Origin of the sequence: Streptococcus sp. 1449 (assembly GCF_013276805.1) — a bacterium.
GTDB classification, from domain to species: Bacteria; Bacillota; Bacilli; order Lactobacillales; family Streptococcaceae; genus Streptococcus; species Streptococcus pseudopneumoniae.
In genome coordinates, this window is record NZ_VMLS01000024.1 from 1 (window position 1) to 21,820 (window position 21,820).

General features: G+C 42.8%; 18 protein-coding genes and 2 pseudogenes. 5 read left to right on the forward strand and 15 right to left on the reverse strand.

Annotated elements, in window-relative coordinates; genetic code table 11:
- Both HT687_RS06170 and HT687_RS06175 read left to right on the forward strand, forming a co-directional pair.
- Positions 1 to 142 (forward strand): annotated as a pseudogene (locus HT687_RS06170) (IS30 family transposase); the annotation flags it as partial.
- A gap of 411 nt (positions 143 to 553) precedes the next feature.
- The gene (locus HT687_RS06175) at positions 554 to 1,171 is read left to right on the forward strand and encodes a TVP38/TMEM64 family protein (protein WP_000076168.1); all 618 of its coding nucleotides are present in this window, start codon (positions 554 to 556) and stop codon (positions 1,169 to 1,171) included.
- A 42-nt stretch (positions 1,172 to 1,213) separates the two neighbouring features.
- Here the strand turns inward: HT687_RS06175 and scrK are convergent, their stop codons facing one another.
- Both scrK and HT687_RS06185 read right to left on the reverse strand, forming a co-directional pair.
- Positions 1,214 to 2,101 carry a fructokinase ScrK gene (gene scrK / locus HT687_RS06180; protein WP_000164311.1) on the reverse strand — a complete coding sequence of 296 codons (888 nt, stop codon included), beginning with the start codon at positions 2,099 to 2,101 and terminating at the stop codon, positions 1,214 to 1,216.
- 149 nt (positions 2,102 to 2,250) lie between these two features.
- Positions 2,251 to 4,137, reverse strand: coding sequence for a sucrose-specific PTS transporter subunit IIBC (locus HT687_RS06185; protein WP_023936859.1), 1,887 nt, complete (start codon positions 4,135 to 4,137; stop codon positions 2,251 to 2,253).
- Between the two features lie 381 nt (positions 4,138 to 4,518).
- Here HT687_RS06185 and HT687_RS06190 point away from each other — a divergent pair, with 381 nt between their 5' ends.
- Together HT687_RS06190 and HT687_RS06195 are read left to right on the forward strand one after the other, a co-directional pair.
- Positions 4,519 to 5,973: a glycoside hydrolase family 32 protein gene (locus tag HT687_RS06190; protein ID WP_023936860.1), complete on the forward strand. Its 1,455-nt coding sequence runs from the start codon at positions 4,519 to 4,521 to the stop codon at positions 5,971 to 5,973.
- Positions 5,954 to 6,919 (forward strand): LacI family DNA-binding transcriptional regulator, encoded by a 966-nt coding sequence (locus HT687_RS06195; RefSeq protein ID WP_023936861.1) that lies wholly within the window; start codon positions 5,954 to 5,956, stop codon positions 6,917 to 6,919. Before HT687_RS06190 ends, HT687_RS06195 begins: the two co-directional genes overlap by 20 nt.
- A 175-nt stretch (positions 6,920 to 7,094) precedes the next feature.
- Here the strand turns inward: HT687_RS06195 and HT687_RS06205 are convergent, their stop codons facing one another.
- The 12 genes from HT687_RS06205 to gmk form a co-directional block, all read right to left on the reverse strand.
- Positions 7,095 to 8,369 carry a hydroxymethylglutaryl-CoA reductase, degradative gene (locus tag HT687_RS06205; protein WP_023936862.1) on the reverse strand — a complete coding sequence of 425 codons (1,275 nt, stop codon included), beginning with the start codon at positions 8,367 to 8,369 and terminating at the stop codon, positions 7,095 to 7,097.
- Positions 8,369 to 9,541, reverse strand: a complete 1,173-nt coding sequence (locus HT687_RS06210; protein WP_000151945.1) for a hydroxymethylglutaryl-CoA synthase — start codon at positions 9,539 to 9,541, stop codon at positions 8,369 to 8,371. Before HT687_RS06210 ends, HT687_RS06205 begins: the two co-directional genes overlap by 1 nt.
- A 130-nt stretch (positions 9,542 to 9,671) precedes the next feature.
- Positions 9,672 to 9,920 carry a hypothetical protein gene (locus HT687_RS06215; protein WP_025170610.1) on the reverse strand — a complete coding sequence of 83 codons (249 nt, stop codon included), beginning with the start codon at positions 9,918 to 9,920 and terminating at the stop codon, positions 9,672 to 9,674.
- A gap of 160 nt (positions 9,921 to 10,080) precedes the next feature.
- Positions 10,081 to 10,530, reverse strand: coding sequence for a threonine/serine exporter family protein (locus tag HT687_RS06220; RefSeq protein ID WP_000172685.1), 450 nt, complete (start codon positions 10,528 to 10,530; stop codon positions 10,081 to 10,083).
- 1 nt (position 10,531) lies between these two features.
- Positions 10,532 to 11,290 (reverse strand): threonine/serine exporter family protein, encoded by a 759-nt coding sequence (locus HT687_RS06225; protein ID WP_000392948.1) that lies wholly within the window; start codon positions 11,288 to 11,290, stop codon positions 10,532 to 10,534.
- 114 nt (positions 11,291 to 11,404) lie between these two features.
- Complete coding sequence (gene stkP, locus HT687_RS06230) at positions 11,405 to 13,384, reverse strand: serine/threonine-protein kinase StkP (protein ID WP_172924110.1); 1,980 nt, start codon at positions 13,382 to 13,384, stop codon at positions 11,405 to 11,407.
- The gene (locus HT687_RS06235; protein ID WP_000406237.1) at positions 13,381 to 14,121 is read right to left on the reverse strand and encodes a Stp1/IreP family PP2C-type Ser/Thr phosphatase; all 741 of its coding nucleotides are present in this window, start codon (positions 14,119 to 14,121) and stop codon (positions 13,381 to 13,383) included. The genes stkP and HT687_RS06235 overlap by 4 nt, the downstream gene beginning before the upstream one ends.
- Positions 14,122 to 14,135: 14 nt before the next feature.
- Positions 14,136 to 15,449 carry a 16S rRNA (cytosine(967)-C(5))-methyltransferase RsmB gene (gene rsmB, locus HT687_RS06240; RefSeq protein WP_172924111.1) on the reverse strand — a complete coding sequence of 438 codons (1,314 nt, stop codon included), beginning with the start codon at positions 15,447 to 15,449 and terminating at the stop codon, positions 14,136 to 14,138.
- The gene (fmt, locus tag HT687_RS06245) at positions 15,442 to 16,377 is read right to left on the reverse strand and encodes a methionyl-tRNA formyltransferase (protein WP_172924112.1); all 936 of its coding nucleotides are present in this window, start codon (positions 16,375 to 16,377) and stop codon (positions 15,442 to 15,444) included. Before fmt ends, rsmB begins: the two co-directional genes overlap by 8 nt.
- A gap of 12 nt (positions 16,378 to 16,389) precedes the next feature.
- A complete protein-coding gene (locus tag HT687_RS06250; protein ID WP_172924113.1) occupies positions 16,390 to 18,786 on the reverse strand; it encodes a primosomal protein N' in 2,397 nt (798 codons plus the stop codon).
- Positions 18,787 to 18,851: 65 nt separating this feature from the next.
- The gene (gene rpoZ, locus HT687_RS06255) at positions 18,852 to 19,166 is read right to left on the reverse strand and encodes a DNA-directed RNA polymerase subunit omega (protein WP_000979235.1); all 315 of its coding nucleotides are present in this window, start codon (positions 19,164 to 19,166) and stop codon (positions 18,852 to 18,854) included.
- Between the two features lie 24 nt (positions 19,167 to 19,190).
- Positions 19,191 to 19,817, reverse strand: a complete 627-nt coding sequence (gene gmk, locus HT687_RS06260; RefSeq protein WP_000775034.1) for a guanylate kinase — start codon at positions 19,815 to 19,817, stop codon at positions 19,191 to 19,193.
- A gap of 280 nt (positions 19,818 to 20,097) precedes the next feature.
- Here gmk and nagA point away from each other — a divergent pair, with 280 nt between their 5' ends.
- Positions 20,098 to 21,249 carry an N-acetylglucosamine-6-phosphate deacetylase gene (nagA, locus tag HT687_RS06265; RefSeq protein WP_172924114.1) on the forward strand — a complete coding sequence of 384 codons (1,152 nt, stop codon included), beginning with the start codon at positions 20,098 to 20,100 and terminating at the stop codon, positions 21,247 to 21,249.
- A 237-nt stretch (positions 21,250 to 21,486) separates the two neighbouring features.
- On the opposite strand, the pseudogene HT687_RS06270 reads toward nagA, so the two are convergent.
- A pseudogene (locus HT687_RS06270) lies at positions 21,487 to 21,810 on the reverse strand (ISNCY family transposase); the annotation flags it as partial.
- Positions 21,811 to 21,820 lie beyond the last annotated feature (10 nt).

Sequence of the window (21,820 nt, forward strand, 5' to 3'; positions counted from 1 at the left end):
GGGAACTAAGAAAACGACTACCAAGGAAGTCGCATTCATCGAAAAGTGGATGAACAACTATCCTAAAAAATGCTTGAACTACAAGTCCCCCAGAGAAGACTTCTGGATGACTAACTTGAACTTGAAATTTAGCAATAATTAATTCACCATCTAACTATATTTAGTAATTATTTCAGAACTGATTAATATTAAAATTAACTAACAATTCAAAAGATTCATACTAGACATAAATTACATCCATCAGAGAGACTCTTATTATTTTTAGATTTTAGTCTTTCTAGCTTCAGAACACATCTAAACTTTAGAGAAGATGACTATTCGAAAGCTCGAATGCCTCAAAATTATATCAGATAAGCTATTCGAACTTAGAATGCTTTTAAATTTATGGGATTGCGATTATTCGAAACCTAGAATGCATATAACCTTTAGTTGACAGACCTATTCTAAGTCTCGAAGGGCTATTTACTTTCTATTCCTTATCAAAAAAGACTCATTCCCCCTTTCTCCTCCAAAATATGGTATAGTAGAGTTATACTATCTATGAGGAGTTTACATGTCACAGGATAAACAAATGAAAGCTGTTTCTCCCCTTTTACAACAAGTTATCAATATCTCATCGATTGTCGGTGGGGTTGGGAGTTTGATTTTCTGTATTTGGGCTTATCAGGCTGGGATTTTACAGTCCAAGGAAACCCTCTCTGCCTTTATCCAGCAGGCAGGCATCTGGGGTCCACCTCTCTTTATCTTTTTACAGATTTTACAGACGGTCGTCCCTATCATTCCTGGGGCCTTGACCTCAGTGGCTGGGGTCTTTATCTACGGGCACATCATCGGGACTATCTACAACTATATCGGCATCGTGATTGGCTGTGCCATTATCTTTTATCTGGTGCGCCTATACGGAGCTGCCTTTGTCCAGTCTGTCGTCAGCAAGCGCACCTACGACAAGTACATCGGCTGGCTAGATAAAGGCAATCGTTTTGACCGTTTCTTTATTTTTATGATGATTTGGCCCATTAGCCCAGCTGACTTTCTCTGTATGCTGGCTGCCCTGACCAAGATGAGTTTCAAGCGCTACATGACCATCATCATTCTGACCAAACCCTTTACCCTCGTGGTTTATACCTACGGTCTGACCTATATTATCGACTTCTTCTGGCAAATGCTTTGATACGTAAAAAATCCGTTTGGTTTCCCAAGCGGATTTTGTGTTTTATTTTGAAACTTCTTTTGCAAGTACAAAGTTTCCAAGAGTAGCAGAACCATTTCCTGCAACTGCTGGCGTCACGATGTATTCACGCACATCTGGTACTGGTAGGTAACCATTGAGAAGAGATGTAAATTTCTCACGGACACGGTCCAGCATGTGTTGTTGAGCCATGACCCCTCCGCCAAAGACAATCACGTCTGGGCGGAAAGTCACTGTCGCATTAACCGCAGCTTGAGCGATATAGTAGGCTTGAACATCCCAAACAGGGTTGTTGAGTTCAATATTTTCCCCACGAACACCTGTACGAGCTTCCAAACTTGGACCAGCTGCATAGCCTTCCAAACATCCCTTATGGAAAGGACAAACGCCCTTAAACTCTTTTTCAATATCCATTGGGTGTCTAGCCACATAGTAATGACCCATTTCAGGGTGACCCACACCGCCGATAAACTCACCACGTTGGATGACACCTGCACCGATACCTGTACCGATTGTGTAGTAAACCAAGTTTTCGATACGACCACCAGCATTGTTACGGGCAACCACTTCACCATAGGCAGAGCTGTTTACGTCTGTTGTGAAGTACATTGGCACGTTTAGGGCGCGACGAAGGGCACCAAGCAAGTCCACATTTGCCCAGTTTGGTTTTGGAGTCGTCGTGATAAAGCCATAGGTTTTTGAGTTTTTATCAATATCAATGGGACCAAATGAACCAACTGCAAGACCAGCAAGATTATCGAATTTTGAGAAGAACTCGATGGTTTTATCGATTGTTTCGATTGGAGTTGTTGTTGGAAATTGTGTTTTTTCTACAACGTTAAAGTTTTCATCACCGACAGCACAGACAAACTTTGTACCGCCCGCTTCCAAGCTTCCATATAATTTTGTCATGATAAACCTCTTGTTTTTATTTTCTTTATTATAGCATATTTCGAAAGTCTAAATTTCTCTATTTTTTAGATTTTCCTCTGTAAATCTTACCATTCAAGCAAAAACGAACAAACATGTCATTTGTTCGTTTTCACATTAGAGAGGATTGATTAAATTTTCACTTCAATAACGGCATCCCCCTTCGCAACTGAACCTGTTGCGACTGGAGCTACTGAAGCGTAGTCAGCTGTATTTGTAACGATAACCATTGTTGTATCATCAAGTCCAGCTGCAGCGATTTTGTTTGAGTCAAATGTTCCAAGAACATCGCCCGCTTTAACCTTGTCACCTTGAGCAACTTTTGCTTCAAAACCTTCACCATTCATAGATACAGTGTCAATACCAACGTGGATCAAGACTTCAGCACCATTTCTTGTTTTCAAACCAAAAGCGTGCCCTGTTGGAAATGCGATTGAAACTTCAGCATCAGCTGGTGCATAAACCACACCTTGACTTGGTTTCACAGCGATACCTTGTCCCATAGCTCCACTTGAGAAGACTGGGTCATTGACATCAGCAAGAGCGACAACATCACCGACGATAGGAGTTACAAGTGTTTCATTTTGAAGAGCTGCTGGAATGTTGCCAGTTGTTTCTTCTTGGACCAAACGTTCTGTCGCCGCTTCAGTAGCAACTTCTTTTTCATCCTCATAACCAAACATGTAAGTAAGAGCAAAACCAAGTGCAAATGATACAGCTACCATAAGAAGGTATTGGGCAAGTTGTCCGTTACCAACATAAAGCATTGTACCAGGGATGATGGTGATACCACTACCATTACCAGCAAGTCCAAGGATAGAAGCCAATCCACCACCGATTGCACCAGCAATCAATGAGAGGAAGAATGGTTTACGGAAGCGCAAGTTCACCCCGAAGATAGCAGGCTCTGTAATACCGAGGAAGGCAGAAAGAGCAGCTGGGAAAGCAAGTGTTTTTAGTTTTAGATTTTTAGTTTTAACACCAACCGCAACAGTTGCAGCACCTTGAGCTGTCATAGCAGCAGTGATGATAGCGTTGAATGGGTTAGCATGGTCAGCAGCAAGCAATTGAACTTCAAGCAAGTTGAAGATATGGTGCACACCTGACACGACGATCAATTGGTGAACCCCACCAATCAAGAAACCACCAAGACCAAATGGCATACTAAGGATCGCTTTTGTCGCGATAAGGATGTAGTTTTCAACAACGTGAAAGACTGGTCCGATGACAAATAGTCCAAGGATAGACATAACCAAAAGTGTCACGAATGGTGTTACCAAAAGGTCAATGACATCTGGAACGACCTTGCGGACAGCTTTTTCAAATTTAGCTCCGACAACCCCGATGATGAAGGCTGGAAGAACGGAACCTTGCAAACCAACAACAGGGATGAAACCAAAGAAGTTCATAGCTGTTACTTCACCACCTTGAGCAACTGCCCAAGCGTTTGGAAGTGAGCCAGAAACAAGCATCATACCAAGAACGATACCAACGGCAGGGTTACCACCGAATACACGGAAGGTTGACCAAACAACCAAACCTGGCAAGATGATGAAGGCTGTATCTGTCAAGATTTGTGTGTAAGTTGCAAAGTCTCCTGGAAGTGGCATTTCAAGAGCAATGAAAAGACCACGCACACCCATGAAGAGACCTGTCGCTACGATAACTGGGATGATTGGAACGAAAACGTCACCGAAAGTACGGATAGCACGTTGGAACCAGTTCCCTTGTTTCGCAGCTTCTGCTTTCATGTCATCTTTAGATGATGTTGGTAAACCAAGTGCAACAACTTCATCGTACATTTTGTTTACTGTACCAGTACCAAAGATGATTTGGTATTGACCTGAGTTAAAGAAAGCACCTTGAACTTTTTCCAAGTTCTCAATCACTTCTTTATTGATTTTTCCTTCATCTTTGACCATGACACGAAGACGAGTCGCACAGTGAGCTACACTGTTGACATTTTCACGTCCACCCAAGGCATCGATGACTTTTTTTGCAATTTCCTGATTGTTCATTTGCAAAAATCTCCTTATATAAAATTTTGTTCTTGTTTGAAAGCGATTTTATTCGCCCTACGACTATTATTTTATCATGTTTTAGAAATATGTCAAGCGTTTTGCAGAAAAAATATTCTATCCACTTAGTTTGCTCGCTTTAGATTGATTGATTTTGACTGTTTTATCAGGTGTTCCTTAAAAAAATAAGTTTAAAATCTTGGGTGAAAAGGATTTTGCTTCATTTTCTTTCAATTTTTTGTAGATAGATGATTGATTTCCTGCATTTATTTTATGACTAACGTTTGACAGTTTTTTCTCTTTTTTAACATAAAAGACTTGCTTTTTTAACCGAAAACGGTTACTATTAAAAGTAATAAGATTTTTGGAGGAATAAAATAAATGGAATGGACAACTGAGCGTCGTTATAGACCCTATGAAGATTGGACGCAAGAAGAAATTCAAAATATAAAGAAAAATATAGCACAATCTCCATGGCATACTCATTACCATGTTGAGCCAAAAACAGGACTTCTCAACGACCCAAATGGCTTTTCTTACTTTGATGGCAAGTGGATCCTCTTTTACCAAAATTTTCCTTTTGGTGCAGCCCACGGTTTGAAATCTTGGGCACAGCTAGAAAGTGATGATTTGGTTCACTTTAGAGAAACTGGAATCAAAGTTTTACCAGATACTCCATTAGATAGCCACGGTGCCTACTCTGGTTCTGCCATGCAGTTTGGCGATAACTTGTTCCTATTTTATACAGGAAATGTTCGCGATGAAAACTGGATCCGTCACCCTTACCAGATTGGAGCTTTGATGGACAAGGATGGCAAGATTACCAAGATTGACAAGATCTTGATTGACCAGCCAGCAGACTCTACTGACCACTTCCGCGACCCGCAAATTTTTAATTTTAAAGGTCAATACTATGCCATCGTCGGTGGACAGGACTTGGAGAAAAAAGGCTTCGTCCGTCTCTACAAGGCTGTTGACAACGACTATACAAACTGGCAAGCTGTTGGCGACCTTGACTTTGCTAACGACCGCACTGCCTACATGATGGAATGTCCAAATCTGGTCTTTGTAGGGGAGCAACCTGTCCTTCTCTACTGCCCACAAGGATTGGATAAAAAAGTTCTAGACTACGATAACATCTTTCCAAATATGTATAAAATTGGTGCTTCCTTTGACCCTGAAAACGCCAAAATGGTAGATGTATCTCAACTTCAAAACATGGACTATGGTTTCGAAGCCTATGCAACTCAAGCCTTCAACGCTCCTGATGGACGTGCTCTAGCTGTTAGCTGGCTTGGCTTGCCTGATGTTTCATATCCATCTGACCGTTTTGACCACCAAGGAGCCTTCTCTTTGGTCAAGGAACTCACTATCAAAGACGGCAAACTCTACCAATACCCAGTCGCAGCTATCAAGGACCTTCGTGCTTCTGAAGAAGCCTTCTCAAATCGTGCCCAAACTAGGAACACTTACGAACTCGAACTCAACTTGGAAGCCAATAGCCAGAGCGAGATTGTCTTACTTGCTGATAAAGAAGGCAAGGGACTTTCCATCAACTTTGACCTTGTAAATGGTCAAGTGACAGTGGATCGTAGCCAGGCTGGAGAACAGTATGCCCAAGAATTTGGGACAACTCGTTCTTGCCCTATCGAGAATCAGGCTACTACTGCTACAATCTTCATCGATAACTCTGTCTTTGAAATTTTCATCAATAAAGGAGAAAAAGTATTTTCTGGTCGTGTCTTCCCACATGCGGACCAAAATGGTATCCTGATCAAATCTGGAAACCCAACTGGAACTTACTATGAATTAGATTATGGTCGCAAAACTAACTGATGTCGCCAAACTTGCAGGCGTCAGCCCTACTACCGTTTCTCGGGTTATCAATAAAAAAGGCTATTTATCAGAAAAAACCATTCAAAAGGTTAATGAAGCCATGCGGGAATTGGGTTATAAACCCAACAACCTAGCTCGTAGTCTGCAAGGAAAATCGGCTAAGTTAATCGGCTTGATTTTCCCAAATATTTCCAATGTTTTCTATGCAGAATTGATTGATAAGCTGGAGCACCAACTTTTTAAGAATGGTTACAAGACCATCATCTGCAACAGCGAGCATGACTCTGAGAAGGAGCGTGAATACATCGAAATGTTGGAAGCCAATCAGGTGGACGGCATCATTTCGGGTAGTCACAACTTGGGAATCGAAGACTACAATCGCGTGACGGCACCAATTATTTCCTTTGACCGAAATCTGTCACCAGACATTCCAGTCGTTTCCTCTGACAACTACGCTGGTGGAGTTCTTGCTGCCCAGACCTTGGTTAAGACAGGTGCCCAGTCTATCATTATGATTACAGGGAATGACAATTCCAATTCGCCAACTGGACTACGCCACGCTGGTTTTGCATCCGTACTCCCCCAAGCTCCTATTATCAATGTTTCCAGTGACTTTTCTCCCGTCAGAAAAGAAATGGAAATCAAGAATATCTTGACTCGACAAAAGCCAGATGCGATTTTTGCTTCGGATGATTTGACAGCTATTTTAGTCATTAAAATTGCTCAGGAACTGGGAATTTCTGTACCAGAAGAGCTCAAGGTCATCGGTTACGATGGTACCTACTTTATCGAAAATTACTACCCTCAACTGGCTACTATTAAGCAACCCTTGGAAGAGATTGCCTGCCTCACTGTTGACCTTCTCTTACAAAAAATCGAAGGCAAGGAAGTCGCGACAACTGGTTACTTTTTACCAATTACTCTTTTATCAGGAAAAAGTATTTAATACTCAATGAAAATCTCTTCAAACCACGTCAGCGTCGCCTTACCGTAGATATATGTAACTGACTTCGTCAGTNNAAAGCAGTGCTTTGAGCAACCTGCGGCTAGTTTCCTAGTTTGCTCTTTGATTTTCATTTAGTATAAGTACAAGAAAACTCAGACTGCCTTCGTCTGAGTTTTTATAATCTTAAATTTTCTAGGTAGCGCTGGGCTGTCTCTAGGTTAAAGGTTTTATCTGCGATGAGGCGCTCGACTAGGGGAGCAACTTCGGATTCACTAGCACCTGCGAGAAGTGCCAAAGATTTAGCCTGCAATTTCATGTGGCCTTGCTGAATCCCTGTACTCACCAAGGCTTTCAGGGCCGCAAAATTTTGGGCAAGCCCAATAGACACGATAAGCTGGGCTAATTCTTTGGCAGAAGGATTTCCCAGTAGTTCATGACTGAGGGCTACACGAGGGTTGAGACCGATAGAGCCACCCTTGGTCGCCACAGGCATGGGCAGGGTCATCTCACCGACCAATTCTTCTCTTTCAAGATCCAACGTCCAGCGGCTAAGACCTTGATAGCGTCCGTCTCGACTGGCAAAAGCATGAGCCCCTGCCTCAATGGCACGCCAGTCATTACCAGTGGCAATTAAAATGGCATCAATACCATTAAAAATCCCTTTATTGTGAGTAGCAGCTCGATAAGGATCAGCCTGCGCAAACTGACTAGCCAAAGCAATTTTCTCCGCAATTTCTCGTCCTTGATCCTTTTGACGACTCAAGTATCGAAAGGAAATGCGACAATTTGCAGTCACCAGAGAATCGGTCGCGTAATTAGACAGAATTCCCATGAGACTCTGTCCCTGACTCAATTTTTCTAAGACTGGTTTCAAGGCCTCCAGCATGGTGTTGAGCATATTAGCACCCATGGCTTCCTGGGTATCGACATGAAGATAAACAACGAGAAAGTCTGTTTCACCTTTGATCCGTTCTACATGCAGATCACGCGCCCCGCCTCCACGTTTGACTATAGAAGGATAGGCTTGATTGGCAAGCTCCAAGAGCTCAGCCTTCTTGCTGGCAATCTTCTCTTGGGCTTGTTCAGGATTAGCAACTTGATAAAGGGCTACCTGCCCAATCATCTGGCGCTCATGAACCTGAGCAGTAAAGCCACCTGCTCGCTTGATGATTTTACTAGCATAGCTGGCCGCAGCAACCACGGACGGTTCTTCTGTCACATAGGGAACTGTGTATTCCTGACCGTTAACGAGAACCTCTGGGACCAGCGAATAAGGCAGAGAAAAAGTTCCCACCACATTCTCACTCAGCTGGTCTGCCACAGTTACACTCATCTGTTCATCCTGCTCTAAACTCTCTTGCCTCTCAGGACTAAGGAACGCCTGAGCTTTTAACAGCTCGTGGCGCTCTTGGTATGATTTTTTAGAAAATCCATTCCAACTTATCTTCATTATTTTTCAACCTTGCTATAACGGCGTTGGTGGTCAACAATTTCAACCAAGGCAAAATCTTGATTTTCATAGCCAGCAAACTGAGCAGAATTTGTTTCATCTAAGTCTACTTCTTCAAAGAAGACTTTTTCATAGTCTGCAACAGATAAGGCAGTTCGTTGGTTGAGCTTGTTCAAGCGGTCTTTATCCAGATAAGCTTCATAACCTTCAACCAATTCACCGCTGAAGAACTCAGCTACAGCACCACTTCCGTAACTATAAAGGGCGATTTTATCCCCAGCCTTCAAGCTATCTGTATTTTCCAAGAGAGACAGAAGCCCAAGGAAAAGTGAACCTGTGTAGATATTCCCCACCTTTTGACTGTAAAGAATAGACTGGTCAAAATGCTTTTGCAAGAGGTCTTTTTTCTCTTGAGGCAGGCTCTTATCCATGATTTTTTTCAAACCTTTTAAGGCTAATTTAGGATAAGGCAAATGGAAACAAACAGCCGCAAAATCATCCAAAGTAAGCTGGTAGCGTTTTTGATATTCAAGCCAAGTCGTTTTCAAACTATCCAAATATTGTTGGGTAGAATAGACACCATTTACATAAGGAGTTGTCGAGTAATTTGGACGCCAAAAATCCATGATGTCACGGGTTTGAGCAACATTGTCATTATTAAAGGCCATCATGCGTGGATTTTGTGTAATCAACATGGCCACACTGCCGGCACCTTGAGTTGGTTCTCCTGGAGTTTCAATACCGTACTTGGCAATATCACTGGCAATGACCAAGACCTTGGACTCTGGAGAATTTTCCACATGCAATTTGGCATAATGAAGGGCAGCTGTCGCTCCATAGCAGGCTTCTTTAATCTCGAAACTACGCGCAAAGGGCTGAATACCCAGCAAGCCATGCACAAAGACGGCTGCAGCCTTACTCTGGTCAATTCCTGACTCGGTCGCCACAATGACCATGTCAATTTCTGCTCTTTCTTGCTCAGTTAAAATAAAGTCACTAGCACTGGCCGCCAAGGTCACGATGTCCTCAGTTAAGGGCGCAATACTCAATTCCTCGAGTAAGAGTCCTTTGCTTAATTTTTCAGGGTCAATTCCCCTCGCTTCTGCTAAGTCTTGTAACTTCAAGACATATTGACTGGTCGCAAAACCAATCTTATCAATACCGATTGTCATATTTACCTCTGTTTTATCATTCATGTAAAAAATCGTTCGGTACTATTTTATCACAAATGGCAGTAAAAGAGATAAAAAAGACTTGATTCACCAAATCAAGCCTCTTATTGGTCATAATTTCAAAGAATGATTAGTTGCTAGAGAGTTCACCGATATAAGTAGCTTTATAAGCCCCATTCTCAGTTATCAGTTCCTGGAGGATTAAATTTCCTGAGTAAGTCCTTCCCATCTCATCTACAAATTCTTGATAAAACTGACTGGTCGGAATTTCTCTGACATCCTTATCAAATGTCTTGTCAAGTGTTTTACTAACCTTTTCGGCAATCAACTGATGCTCTTGTAATCCACTTTGAAACTCTGAACCCAAACTAGAAACCATGACTGGGATAAGCAACAAAGTCAGTAGACTTACAGACAATAAGGAAAATAGTGATTTTTTCATGATTTTTCCTCCTTTATATAGAGAGAATAGCATACATAGAAAGCCTTGTCACTATATTTATCTCATTTTTCAGAAAATTCTTTTATTTCTGTAAAGTCTACGATACTCGATGTGTTTTTATATAATGATACAGTCTGAGAATCACTGTTCCGCTAGCCATTCCAATGGAAATGACCAGAGCCAGCATAACAACTAATGTTGCACTTGCCAGCGCTTTATTATAGTCCCCTGTCACAAAAAAGGCAGTTGTCCGATAGGAGAGATAACCCGGAACCAAGGGTGCCAAGATTGCTAAGATAAAGACCACAGCAGGAGTCTTATAAAGAATACTTAAAATCTGGCTGACACAAGAACCTATAATGGCTGCAATAAAAGTAGCCACAATAACATTGGTCGGTTCCTTGAGCAAGAGATAGACTAGCCAGACAGCCATGCCCAAAATTCCTCCTGGTAAGAGCATGGACCGCTGAACATTGAGTACGATTAGAAAGGTAATAATAGCAAGAAGACTTGCTACTGCTTGTAATAAAAAGGTTATTAGTGTCATATTAGTTCATCAATACCAAGGCGACAGAAGTTCCTGCCCCTAAAGCAAGGGTAATGAGCAGGGATTCAAACATCTTGCTCATACCAGAGTTTATGTGGTTGGTCATAATATCACGAACCGCATTGGTCAAGGCAATTCCTGGAACAAACGGCATGACCGCACCAGCTATAATCAAGTCTGCCGTTGAAGGAAAGCCTGTGTAGCGAGCCCAAAACTGGGCAATCATTCCAAAGACGAAGGCCCCAGCAAAGGCTGTCACAAAGGGAATTCGGATAAACTTCTCCACATAGAGGGAAAAGGCAAAACCAAATAAGGTCGCCACTCCTGCCCCAAGTGCGTCGTAGATATTTCCACTAAACATAACCGAAAAGAAAGGAGCACTTAAGGTCGCAGCCAGAGTTACCTGCAACTTAGTATAGGGAAGGGGTTGGGCCTGCAAGGCCGTCAATTGCTTAAAGGCTGTTTCTAAATCAATCTGCCCCCCAACCAGCTGACGAGAAATCTGGTTCACATCGCAGACTTTTTCGATGTTATAAGAAGAGGAGGTCACCCGCTTCATGCGCGAAATATTGGTATTTTCAATAGAGAAAAAGATAGCGGCAGGCATGGCAAGGACATTGCAATCCACAATCCCCTGCGAATGCGCAATCCGAATCATGGTATCTTCTACGCGATGAATCTCTGAACCACTTTTAAGGAGAATAGTCCCCGCTAGCATAATCACATCGATGACGGCATTTAATTCTCTTGATTCTTCCATGCGTTCCTCCTTTTATCAACTCCTTCTATTCTATCACAAATCTGGAGTCAAAAAAAATCTTTGCCATGAAATCATGACAAAGATTGATTACTTATTTTGATTATCCATCTGATTTTAAGGAGTAGCTGAACTTGTTTTAGGTTTGTAGATTGAAATCTTGACCCTTGTCTTATTGAGGTCTACCTTTTCACCTGCTCTAGGACTTTGTTCAACAACCATGCCTTCTGCACTACCTGCAGGCGATTTCGTCACTTCTACAACTTCTATATTGGCTTCCTTAATCCCAACAATTTGAATCAAATTGTTCTTAGTAAACTCCAAGCTGGAACCAATGTAACTCGGCATGGCAACACTTGTAACTTTTTTAGCTACTGTCAAGACGATTTGAGTAGGTTTACTCAAATCATAAGGGATACCTGCACCTGGACTTTGTTTCATAATCGTTCCTGGTTCGCTTTCGCTGGACTCTTCTTCCTCTATCTTAATCAAATTCTCAGGAACCTTCTTCTGCTTGAGTTCTGAGATGACTTCTGTAGAGTTCCGTCCAATATAGTTCCCTAATTGAATCGTCGTAGCTTTTTTAGCCACTGTCAAGACAATTTGAGTTGCCTTGCTTAAGTCATAGGTCGTACCTTCTGGTAGACTTTGCTTCATGACCGTTCCAGCCTCACTCTCCTTGGACTCTTCTTCCTCAATTTTAATCAAATTATCTGGAACTTTTTTCTCTTTTAATTCCGCAATGACATCAGAGGATTTCCGGCCGACATAATTACTAATTTGGAAGGATTGTTTGCCTGATGAGACAACCAAATTGATTTTCGTTCCTTCTTTTCGACCAGTTCCAGCGCCAGGATCTGTACGGATAATCCGCCCTTCCTCCACCTTTTCACTGGCCTCTGACTTCTCCTCTCCAATCTCAAAATTGGCTTTTTTGAGCGTTTCCTTGGCTTCCGCAACTGTCTGACCTGCCACATCTGGAATAGAAATGGTTGCAGGAGTTCTGGATAGTATCCAAATAAGAGAAGCTGCCACCAATACAAGGCTGGCCAAAAAAATCAGGTAACGCATCTTAAATCTACGTTTTTTCGGTGCTTGTGGTTGGTAAGTTTCCTCTGTCACAGCCTGGCTTGGTTTTTTGATTGGTTTGTGTTCTGTCTGCGCTTGAACCTTAGGAATAGATGTCAAGGTACTCTGGGAAACCTTCGGTAAGGTCTTGGTATCTGCCTTAGTCGCATCGTCAAAGATCAGCTTTGGTTCATTACGACGATTATAAGACAAACTACTAGACAAATCCACATACATCTCAGCAACTGATTTATAGCGATTTGTCAATTTCTTAGCAGTTGCCTTGATAACAACATTCTCCAAAGCCTGGGGCACAGATGGATTCTCAGCAATAACGGACGGCAGGGGTTTTTGGAAATGCTGGAGGGCGATGGTCACTGCACTATCCCCATCATAAGGGATATGGCCTGTCAGCATCTCATAGAAAATGATCCCCATGGCATAGATATCACTTTGTACAGTCGCCTTAGAACCACGCGCCTGCTCTGGTGACAAGTAATGAACGGAGCCCAGCATCGAGTTAGTCTGAGTCAGACTCGTCTCAGCAAAGGCTACTGCAATCCCAAAGTCTGTAACCTTGACAGTCCCATCTGGTGTCAAGAGGATGTTTTGAGGTTTCAAGTCCCTGTGAACAATCCCTCTGGTATGAGCCAAACGCATGGCGAGAAGAATTTGTCCCATGATACGGACGGCTTCTTCATTAGAAAGAGGATAGTGTTCCTTGATATAGCGTTTAAGGTCAAGTCCAGCCACATACTCCATAGCGAGGTACTGTTGACCGTCTTCCTCACCAATATCTGTTATCCGAACGATATGAGGATGGTCTAAATCTGCCATAGCTCTCGCTTCACGCTGAAAACGAGCTACAGCTATCGGGTCCGTCTGGTAGTTAGTCCTCAGAACCTTCACTGCCACTTCTTCCCCGTCTAGAATCAAATCTTTGGCTAAGTAAACATCTGCCATGCCTCCTCGACCAATCTGTTTGACAATCCGATAGCGTCCGGCAAAAATCTTGCCGATTTGGATCATTCTGCATCCTCCTCGTTCATAGAAACAAGGGCAACCGTAATGTTGTCTAAACCTCCTGCATTGTTAGCAAAACGAACAAGTGTCTCCGTTTTATCTGCTAAAGGAATATCACTGGTTACAATATCCCGAATCTCACTGCCTGAAATCATGTTGGTCAAGCCGTCACTATTGAGCAAGAGATAGTCACCTGACTCAAGGATCACTGTCCCAAAATCAGGCTGAATTTCATCTTTTTGCCCAATAGACTGGGTGATAATATTTTTTTGCGGATGAGCTTCTGCCTCTTCTGGTGTCAATTGACCAGCCTTGAGTAATTCATTGACCAAAGAATGGTCGCTCGTCAACTGATGGTATTCTTCTCCACGAATCAAGCCGATACGCGAATCACCAATATGAGCATAGATAGCCTGATTATCGATAATAGCAAGGACTTCCAAAGTAGTTCCCATACCTCTGTAAGCTTCATCCTGACCAAGCTGGTGAATCTTTTGATTTTCAATTTCTAGGTAATGGGCGAACCATTCACGCACTTCATTGACTGTATCGATTTGGGTATCAACCCAAGCTATACCTAGGTCTGTTACCGCCATTTCACTAGCGATATTCCCTGCGCGATGACCTCCCATCCCATCAGCTAAAATAATCATAGTACGTCCAGCTCTATTGACATAGTGGTTGACATAGTCTTGGTTATTTGTCCGTTTCTGACCAACATCTGTTAATAATGAAATTTCCATGTGTCAGTTCCTTCCTAATCCGATATCTTGCGAAATTGACTGATGAAGAATCCATCACTTCCATACAATTCAGGTGTAATGAGGATACAGCCGTCTTTCATGATATCCTTACATTCATGTTCTAGCTTTACCTGCTCGAACTCAGGATGACTTTCTAAAAACGCCTCAACGACTTGAAAATTCTCCTCTGAGACAATAGTACAGGTACTATAAGTTATTATACCACCTTTGCCTAGTGTTTGACAAACACTACCTAATATTTCTAGCTGAATTTCCTGTAAGGACGCGAAATCTGCCGTTTCTTTATTGTATTTGATATCTGGTTTTCGGCGCAAAAGACCGATTCCTGAACAGGGAGCATCCACTAAAATCTTATCAAATGAATCCTGACTAAAAAACTCATGCACCTTTCTGGCATCCAATTTTTGCCTTTGAACCCGATCTGCAACTCCCAGACGTTGAGCATTTTCTTGAATTAAGTCCAACTTGTGATCGTACAAGTCCAGAGCAGTAACCTGACCTGTCGTGAGATAAGAGGCTATATGGGCTGTTTTCCCACCCGGAGCCGCACAGGCATCAAGCACTCGCTCATCTCCCTGCAAATTCAAAGTTGGCGCAACCAGCTGACTAGACTCGTCTTGGATGGTTATAGTCCCTTCTGCAAACAAATCATGGCCTGCAAAATGCCCTTGCTCCTTAACCAGACCAGTGGTTGCTAAAAGGGAATTATTCGCCTCCAATAAGGCTTGGATTTCCTCTTTTCGGCTTAAATCAGTTACACGAATACTGGCCTTGTTTCGCACCAAGAGACTTTCAAAAATAGCTTGCGCTCGCTCCTCTCCGTATTCTTCCTTGAGCTTTGCAACTAGCCAAACCGGAAGGGAATAAGCGATGGAGTCACGCTTGTTTTTTCGTTTGATGCTAGCAATATCTGGCCAGCCTTCACGCAAGATACGGCGAAGGACGGCGTTGACCAATTTTTCACTGCCTTTTTTACGGACTTTGGCCAATTCCACTGCTTCATTGACCACAGCATAATCTGGAATCTTGTTCAAATAGCGGAGCTGGTAGGCACTCATGAGAAGAAGGACATAGAGCCAGTTATCTAACTTATCTCTGTCTTCGATAAAATGGGATAGGTACCATTCCAGAGTCAGTTTACGGGCTACCGTTCCATAGACTAGCTCGGTCACTAAGCCCTTGTCTGCTGCCGAAAGTTGACTTCCCTTGAGATGCTTATTTAAGGCGATATTTGAGTATGCTTGATTGATAAAAACATCCTCTAATACTGCTAGGGCTAAACTTCTAGTCGTTTCTACCTTAGTCACCAAATCGTTCTCCTACAGTCAATGTCCGGCCAACTCCATTAAGGAAGGAAGCAATGTCCATCTTAGGTTTACCTGCAGGCTGCACTTGTTTGAGGGATAGAGCCCCTTCTGCCGTTGCGACAATCAATTCTTTCTTGCCGATAGAGAGAATTTCACCTGGATTTCCCTGACCTTCTACTGCTAGAGCTTCATAAATCTTAAAGCGGTCGCCCTTAAGGAAAGTATGGGCAACAGGCCACGGGTTCATCCCACGGATTTGGTTGAAAAGTTGACGATTGCTTTTATTCCAGTCCAATTTTTCTTCCTCTGGCTTGATATTTGGCGAGAAGGTAACCTGACTCGGATCCTGCGGTTCAGGTTTGATGTCACCAGCAATGTAGGCAGGCAAAGTGTCCAAAAGCAAATCACGACCAACTAGCGCCAATTTTTCAAACAAGGTGCCAACATTGTCCTCATCCGTAATCGGAATACTACGACGAGAAATCATATCCCCTGCATCCATTTCCTTAACCATCTCCATAATGGTCACACCAGCTTCCTCATCACCTTGAATCAAGGCATAATGGATAGGCGCACCACCACGGTGTTTAGGAAGGAGGGAAGCGTGAACGTTGATCGCAAAATCCATGCTATCAAGGAGTTTACTTGGGAGAAACTGCCCAAAAGCAGCAGTCACAATTCCATTTGCTCCTAGCTGCATAATCTCTTCCATCTCTGGACTTCCAGATAGTTTTTCAGGTTGGTAGATAGGAAGACCTGCTTCCTTGGCAGCCTGCTTGACTGGGGTTTCTTGGATAACTTTTTTACGTCCGACAGCACGGTCTGGCTGGGTCACAACGGCTAGAATTTCATAACGGTCATCTGTCAAAAGCCCTTTTAAAACTGTTGCTGAAAAGTCGGGTGTCCCCATAAAGATTAATTTTGTCATATCTTCTCCTTCTTATAAAAATTGCTGTGGCTCATGGTCAATGCTGAGACGGAGCTCACTATTTTCCCGTTCTTGAGTCAAGGCCAAGACCTGGTTGAGAGTCGAACTTAGCTCATCTTCTAAACGGTATTTAATTAAAATCTGGTAATGATAGAGGTTGTGAGTACGGGCGATGGGTTTGGGCGTTGGCCCGAGGATGTTACTGGTTTCAGACAAACCTGACCGCAAAATGTTCATGACTTCATAGGCACGTTTGACCACCTCTTCTTCTTTCTTGTGAGAAAGGGTAATGCCAATGGTGAAATAGTAAGGTGGATAGCCAAGTTGTCGTCTGATACCCATTTCATAAGCATAAAAGCCTTCGTAGTCCTGGTCTTTTGCAAATCGAATAGCGTAGTGCTGAGGATTGTAAGACTGAATCAAGACCTGCCCAGCTTTTTCAGCACGTCCTGCTCGACCTGCCACCTGAGTCAAGAGCTGGAAGGTTCTCTCAGAAGAACGGAAATCAGGCAGATTCAAGGCCGTATCCGCATTTAGAACTCCGACTAGGGTCACATTGGGAAAATCCAAACCCTTGGCAATCATCTGAGTACCAAGCAATATGTCCGCTTCCCCTCGTCCAAACTGATCAAGTAGAGCTTGATGACTGCCTTTCTTACGAGTCGTGTCCACATCCATCCGCAAAATACGGGCCTGGGGAAAGAGTTCTGCTAGCTCGTCATAAGCCTTCTGGGTTCCCGTCCCGTAGTAGCGAATGCTGCGACTCTTACAGTTAGGACAGACCTGAGGAATGTTCTTTGAAAAACCACAATAATGGCAGTTCATGGTCTTGGTATCCATGTGCAAGGTCAAGGAAATGTCACAGTTGGGACAAGTATCCACCGTCCCACACTCCCGACACATGACAAAGCTAGAATAGCCACGGCGATTGAGCATGAGAACCACCTGCTCTTTTTTAGCCAGACGGTCTTGGATGGCTTCTAGCAAAGGAGGCGTAAAGTTTGACGTCTCGTTTTGTCCGATATAATCCCGAAAATCAATCACTTGAACCTCAGGGATTGTAGCCAAAGGATTGGCACGCTGGGTTAGACGTAAGTGTTGATAGACGCCTTTGCCAGCACGCGCCCGGCTCTCTAAGCTCGGCGTTGCAGACCCAAGCACCAGAGCCGCTTGATTATACTGAGCCCGTAAAATAGCTACCTCTCTGGCATGGTAACGGGGATTGCTGTCCTGCTTATAAGCCGCTTCATGCTCTTCATCAATAATCATGACACCCAGATTTTTCAGAGGAGCAAAGATAGCAGATCTGGCACCAACAACAACTTGGGCATCGCCACGCTCCACCTTGCGCCATTCATCATACTTTTCGCCATTGGATAATCCTGAGTGAAGAATGGCTACCTTGTCCCCAAAACGTGCTATAAAACGCTCGGTCATCTGAGGAGTCAAGGAAATCTCAGGCACTAACAAGATGGCTGTTTTCCCCTTATCCAAAGCTCCTTGGATTATTTGTAAGTAAACCTCGGTCTTCCCACTTCCTGTGATCCCTTGAAGGAGGAAGGGAGGCTGATGACTACCAATAGCACTCACAACCGCATCACGCGCCTGTCTTTGCTCTGGATTCAACTCCAAAGGCTGACTTGCTTCAATCCCTTCAAAATAAGCAGCCGAGCGTTGCACTTCCTTTTGGACTATGGACACAGCACCTTGTTCCACAAAAAAGTTGACCTGCTCCCGTGAGTAGGACTCTAACAAACTAGCCAAGGAAGCACTCTCAGGATGAGACAGCAAGTAATCTCTCAATTCCAACTTTTTCTTGGCACGCGCAGATATTTCAACACCTTCTAATTGAGCTAGATTCACCTCATACCAAGACTGGGTCTTGACCTTCTTTTGATCGACTGCCTGATATTCCAGACCAAGTAGGCCTTTTCTAGTCAAACGCATCATTTCAGCTTGCTTACCTAAATCCAGAGAAGAAAAGGCTAGTGAATCTTCAGAACCAAACAAGCGCTCTCGGTCTTCCTGACTCAGACCTTCCAGAGGATAGAGAATCTTGTCATAGCTAGAATTTAGAAATCCCGGTAGCATAGCCTTGAGAATAGAGATTTTGTAAGAAAATACAGATTTGCGGAGCTCCTCAGCCAGCCAGAGTTGTTCTTGCGTGAGAACAGGAGAAAAATCCAGTACCTCGGCAATATCTTTTAAATCTTGACTTACCCCTTCTTCATCCACTTGGGACTCCAAACCAAGAACAATCCCTTGAATCAGGCGATTGCCCTTACCAAAAGGCACATGAACCCGCATCCCAACTTCTAGCATTCCCTCAAATTCCTTAGGAATCTTGTAACTATAGGGCTGGTCCGTCTGCATCAAGGGCACATCTACAATAATCTTGGCTATGGCCATCTTCTCACCTCCTCCTTGTCAGTACATTCTTACAAGAGAAAAAATAAGATTGAGTCCCCCCAACCTTAAATTTTTTCACCATCTTCTTTTTCTTTAGCGATTTGCTCTTTGATTTTCTTTTCTTCTTCTTCTTTGCGGCGTTTTTCTTCTTCGATACGGCGACGCACTGCTTCACGTTTCCCTTCTGGGTCTGGGTGAATGGTTACGTTTCCTGATTCGATTTCTTCTAGAGCGCGAAGAGTTGATTTTTCAGACTTGAAACCTTGAGTTGCTGGTGCACCTGCTTCCAATTCGTGGGCACGTTTTGCTTCCAAGATTACGAGTGAATATTTTGAAGGAACCTTGTCGAGCAAGGTATCAATAGAGGGTTTTAACATCATTTGCTTGTACCTATTTTCTAAATTTTATCGGGTAGTTGGAGACTTTGGTAACATCTCCTGATAGTGACCAATGACACGGTCCACACGGAAGTGCTCTGCTTCGATCACACGTTTGACACGCTCAGCAGCTAGGGGCACCTGATCGTTGACAATCGCATAATCATACTCACGCATGAGGGCAATTTCTTCCTTGGCTTTCTCGATTCGTTGGGCAATCACTTCTGCACTATCTGTTCCACGACCTACTAAACGATCTTGCAATTCATCCAAATCTGGTGGTGTCAGGAAGATAAAGACAGCATCTGGAACCTTTTTCTTGACCTGAAGAGCGCCCTGAACCTCAATTTCAAGGAAAACATCAATTCCCTTGTCCAAGGTTTCATTGACGTAGGTCAAAGGGGTTCCATAGTAGTTGCCGACATATTCTGCATATTCCAACATCTGTCCTTGACGAATCAACTCTTCAAACTCTTCGCGAGTACGGAAGAAATAGTCACCACCGTCCACTTCTCCAGGACGTTGTGCGCGTGTCGTCATCGATACAGAATATTGAAATTGGTTTTCAGAACTCTCAAAAATCTCTCTTCTAACCGTTCCTTTTCCAACCCCTGAAGGACCAGAAAAAACGATTAGTAAGCCTCGGTCTGCCATTGTGTCTCCTTTTAGTCAGTCTGTGAAATAACATTTCTCTAGAATAATGGCAAAAAGCCAGATTATCCTTTACAGTCTTTCTATCTAGTGTAACAAAAAAGCAGTAATTTTTCAACTGCTCTTTCTTATTTATTTAGATGTGTTGTGATTCGAACGTGAAATATCGCTTTTAAAATATCTTCAGAAAATAGGTCTATACCATTTACAAATGAATCAGAAAGGTTTATAATGTAATTGACATAATAAATATCAAAAGTAATCTTTTAAGGAGGTCATTATTATGCCTAATTACGTTAAAGCAGATCAGTTTTTCTATCCATTTGGCATTCGTCGCGGTGGGTACTTAGAACTTGTTGATGGCAAATTTGGGAAACATGTAGAGCAGATTCCTGAAGGAGCAGAGGTTCTTGACTATACTGGTTATAGCATTGCACCAGGTCTTGTGGATACTCATATTCATGGATATGCAGGTGTAGATGTGATGGACAACAACATTGAAGGTACATTGCATACTATGAGTGAAGGACTACTTAGTACAGGTGTCACCAGCTTCTTGCCCACAACTTTAACAGCCACTTATGAGCAATTGCTTGCAGTCACTGAAAATCTTGGAAACCATTATAAAGAAGCAACAGGTGCTAAGATTCGTGGGATTTATTATGAAGGTCCATATTTCACAGAAACTTTTAAGGGGGCACAAAATCCAACTTATATGAGAGACCCGGGTGTTGAGGAGTTTCATTCTTGGCAAAAAGCGGCAAATGGCTTGCTTAATAAAATTGCCCTTGCACCAGAACGTGATGGGGTGGAAGATTTTGTACGTACTATTACAGGTGAAGGTGTGACAGTTGCACTTGGACACTCAGATGCGACATTTGAACAAGCTAAGAAGGCAGTTGATGCTGGAGCTAGTGTATGGGTACATGCCTATAATGGGATGCGTGGTTTAACACACCGCGAACTAGGTATGGTAGGAGCTATGTATGAGCTACCACATACTTACGCAGAATTGATTTGTGATGGTTACCATGTAGATCCAAAAGCTTGTGAGATTTTACTTAAGCAAAAGGGGACAGAAAACATCGCTCTTATTACGGACTGTATGACAGCTGGTGGGCTTGAAGACGGTGACTATATGTTGGGAGAATTCCCTGTTGTAGTAGCAAATGGAACTGCACGCCTCAAATCGACAGGTAACTTGGCAGGTTCTATCCTCAAACTCAAAGATGGTGTGAAGAATGTAGTCGAATGGGGAATTGCGAATCCGCATGAAGCAGTCATGATGGCCAGCTTCAACCCAGCTAAATCCGTTCACATCGATGACGTCTGTGGACAAATTCGTGAAGGTTATGATGCAGATTTTATTGTTTTAGACAAAGATTTGGAATTGGTAGCAACCTATCTAGATGGTGTGAAACGTTATCAAGCATAAGAGAGAAGAGTCTGGGCAAAAGTCTAATTTGAGGAGAAAATCCAGTAATACTCCTTTGAAGTCAAAAAGCAACAAACACTGTCAACTATTTGTTACAACTCCATTAATTAGTATTCCACTTTCTAAAATCAGTATTTTGAGCTGTGCAATCCAAGTCTTCTAATTTGTTTTTTAATTTCTGTTTAGTATAAATTTTACTTGGGCAGTAGACCAACTTGGAGCGTTTACGAGTTGTTCCAGGCTCAGTTTAGCTTGTTTTCTTAGTCTCTTCTTTGTCTTTCTGTGAGACTTGGGAGAGAGGATGTTTTCCTTATAGAGTATTTTTCTAACAGTTGTATCAGAGAGCTGAATTCCCTCTTCTTCAGCTAGTAATTCACAGAAATGAAGGACATTTGGTTTATATGTTTCATAGGAGAGGTATTTCTTTAGGACACGTTCTTTGATTTCATCAGGGATTGCATGTTTTGGTTTTCGATTTCTGTTTCCGTGTCTGAAGGCTTCTTTTCCTTTTTGTTGATAGGCTAGTAGCAGGCGATGGAGTTGTCTTTCCGAAAGATTCATTTAGACACCG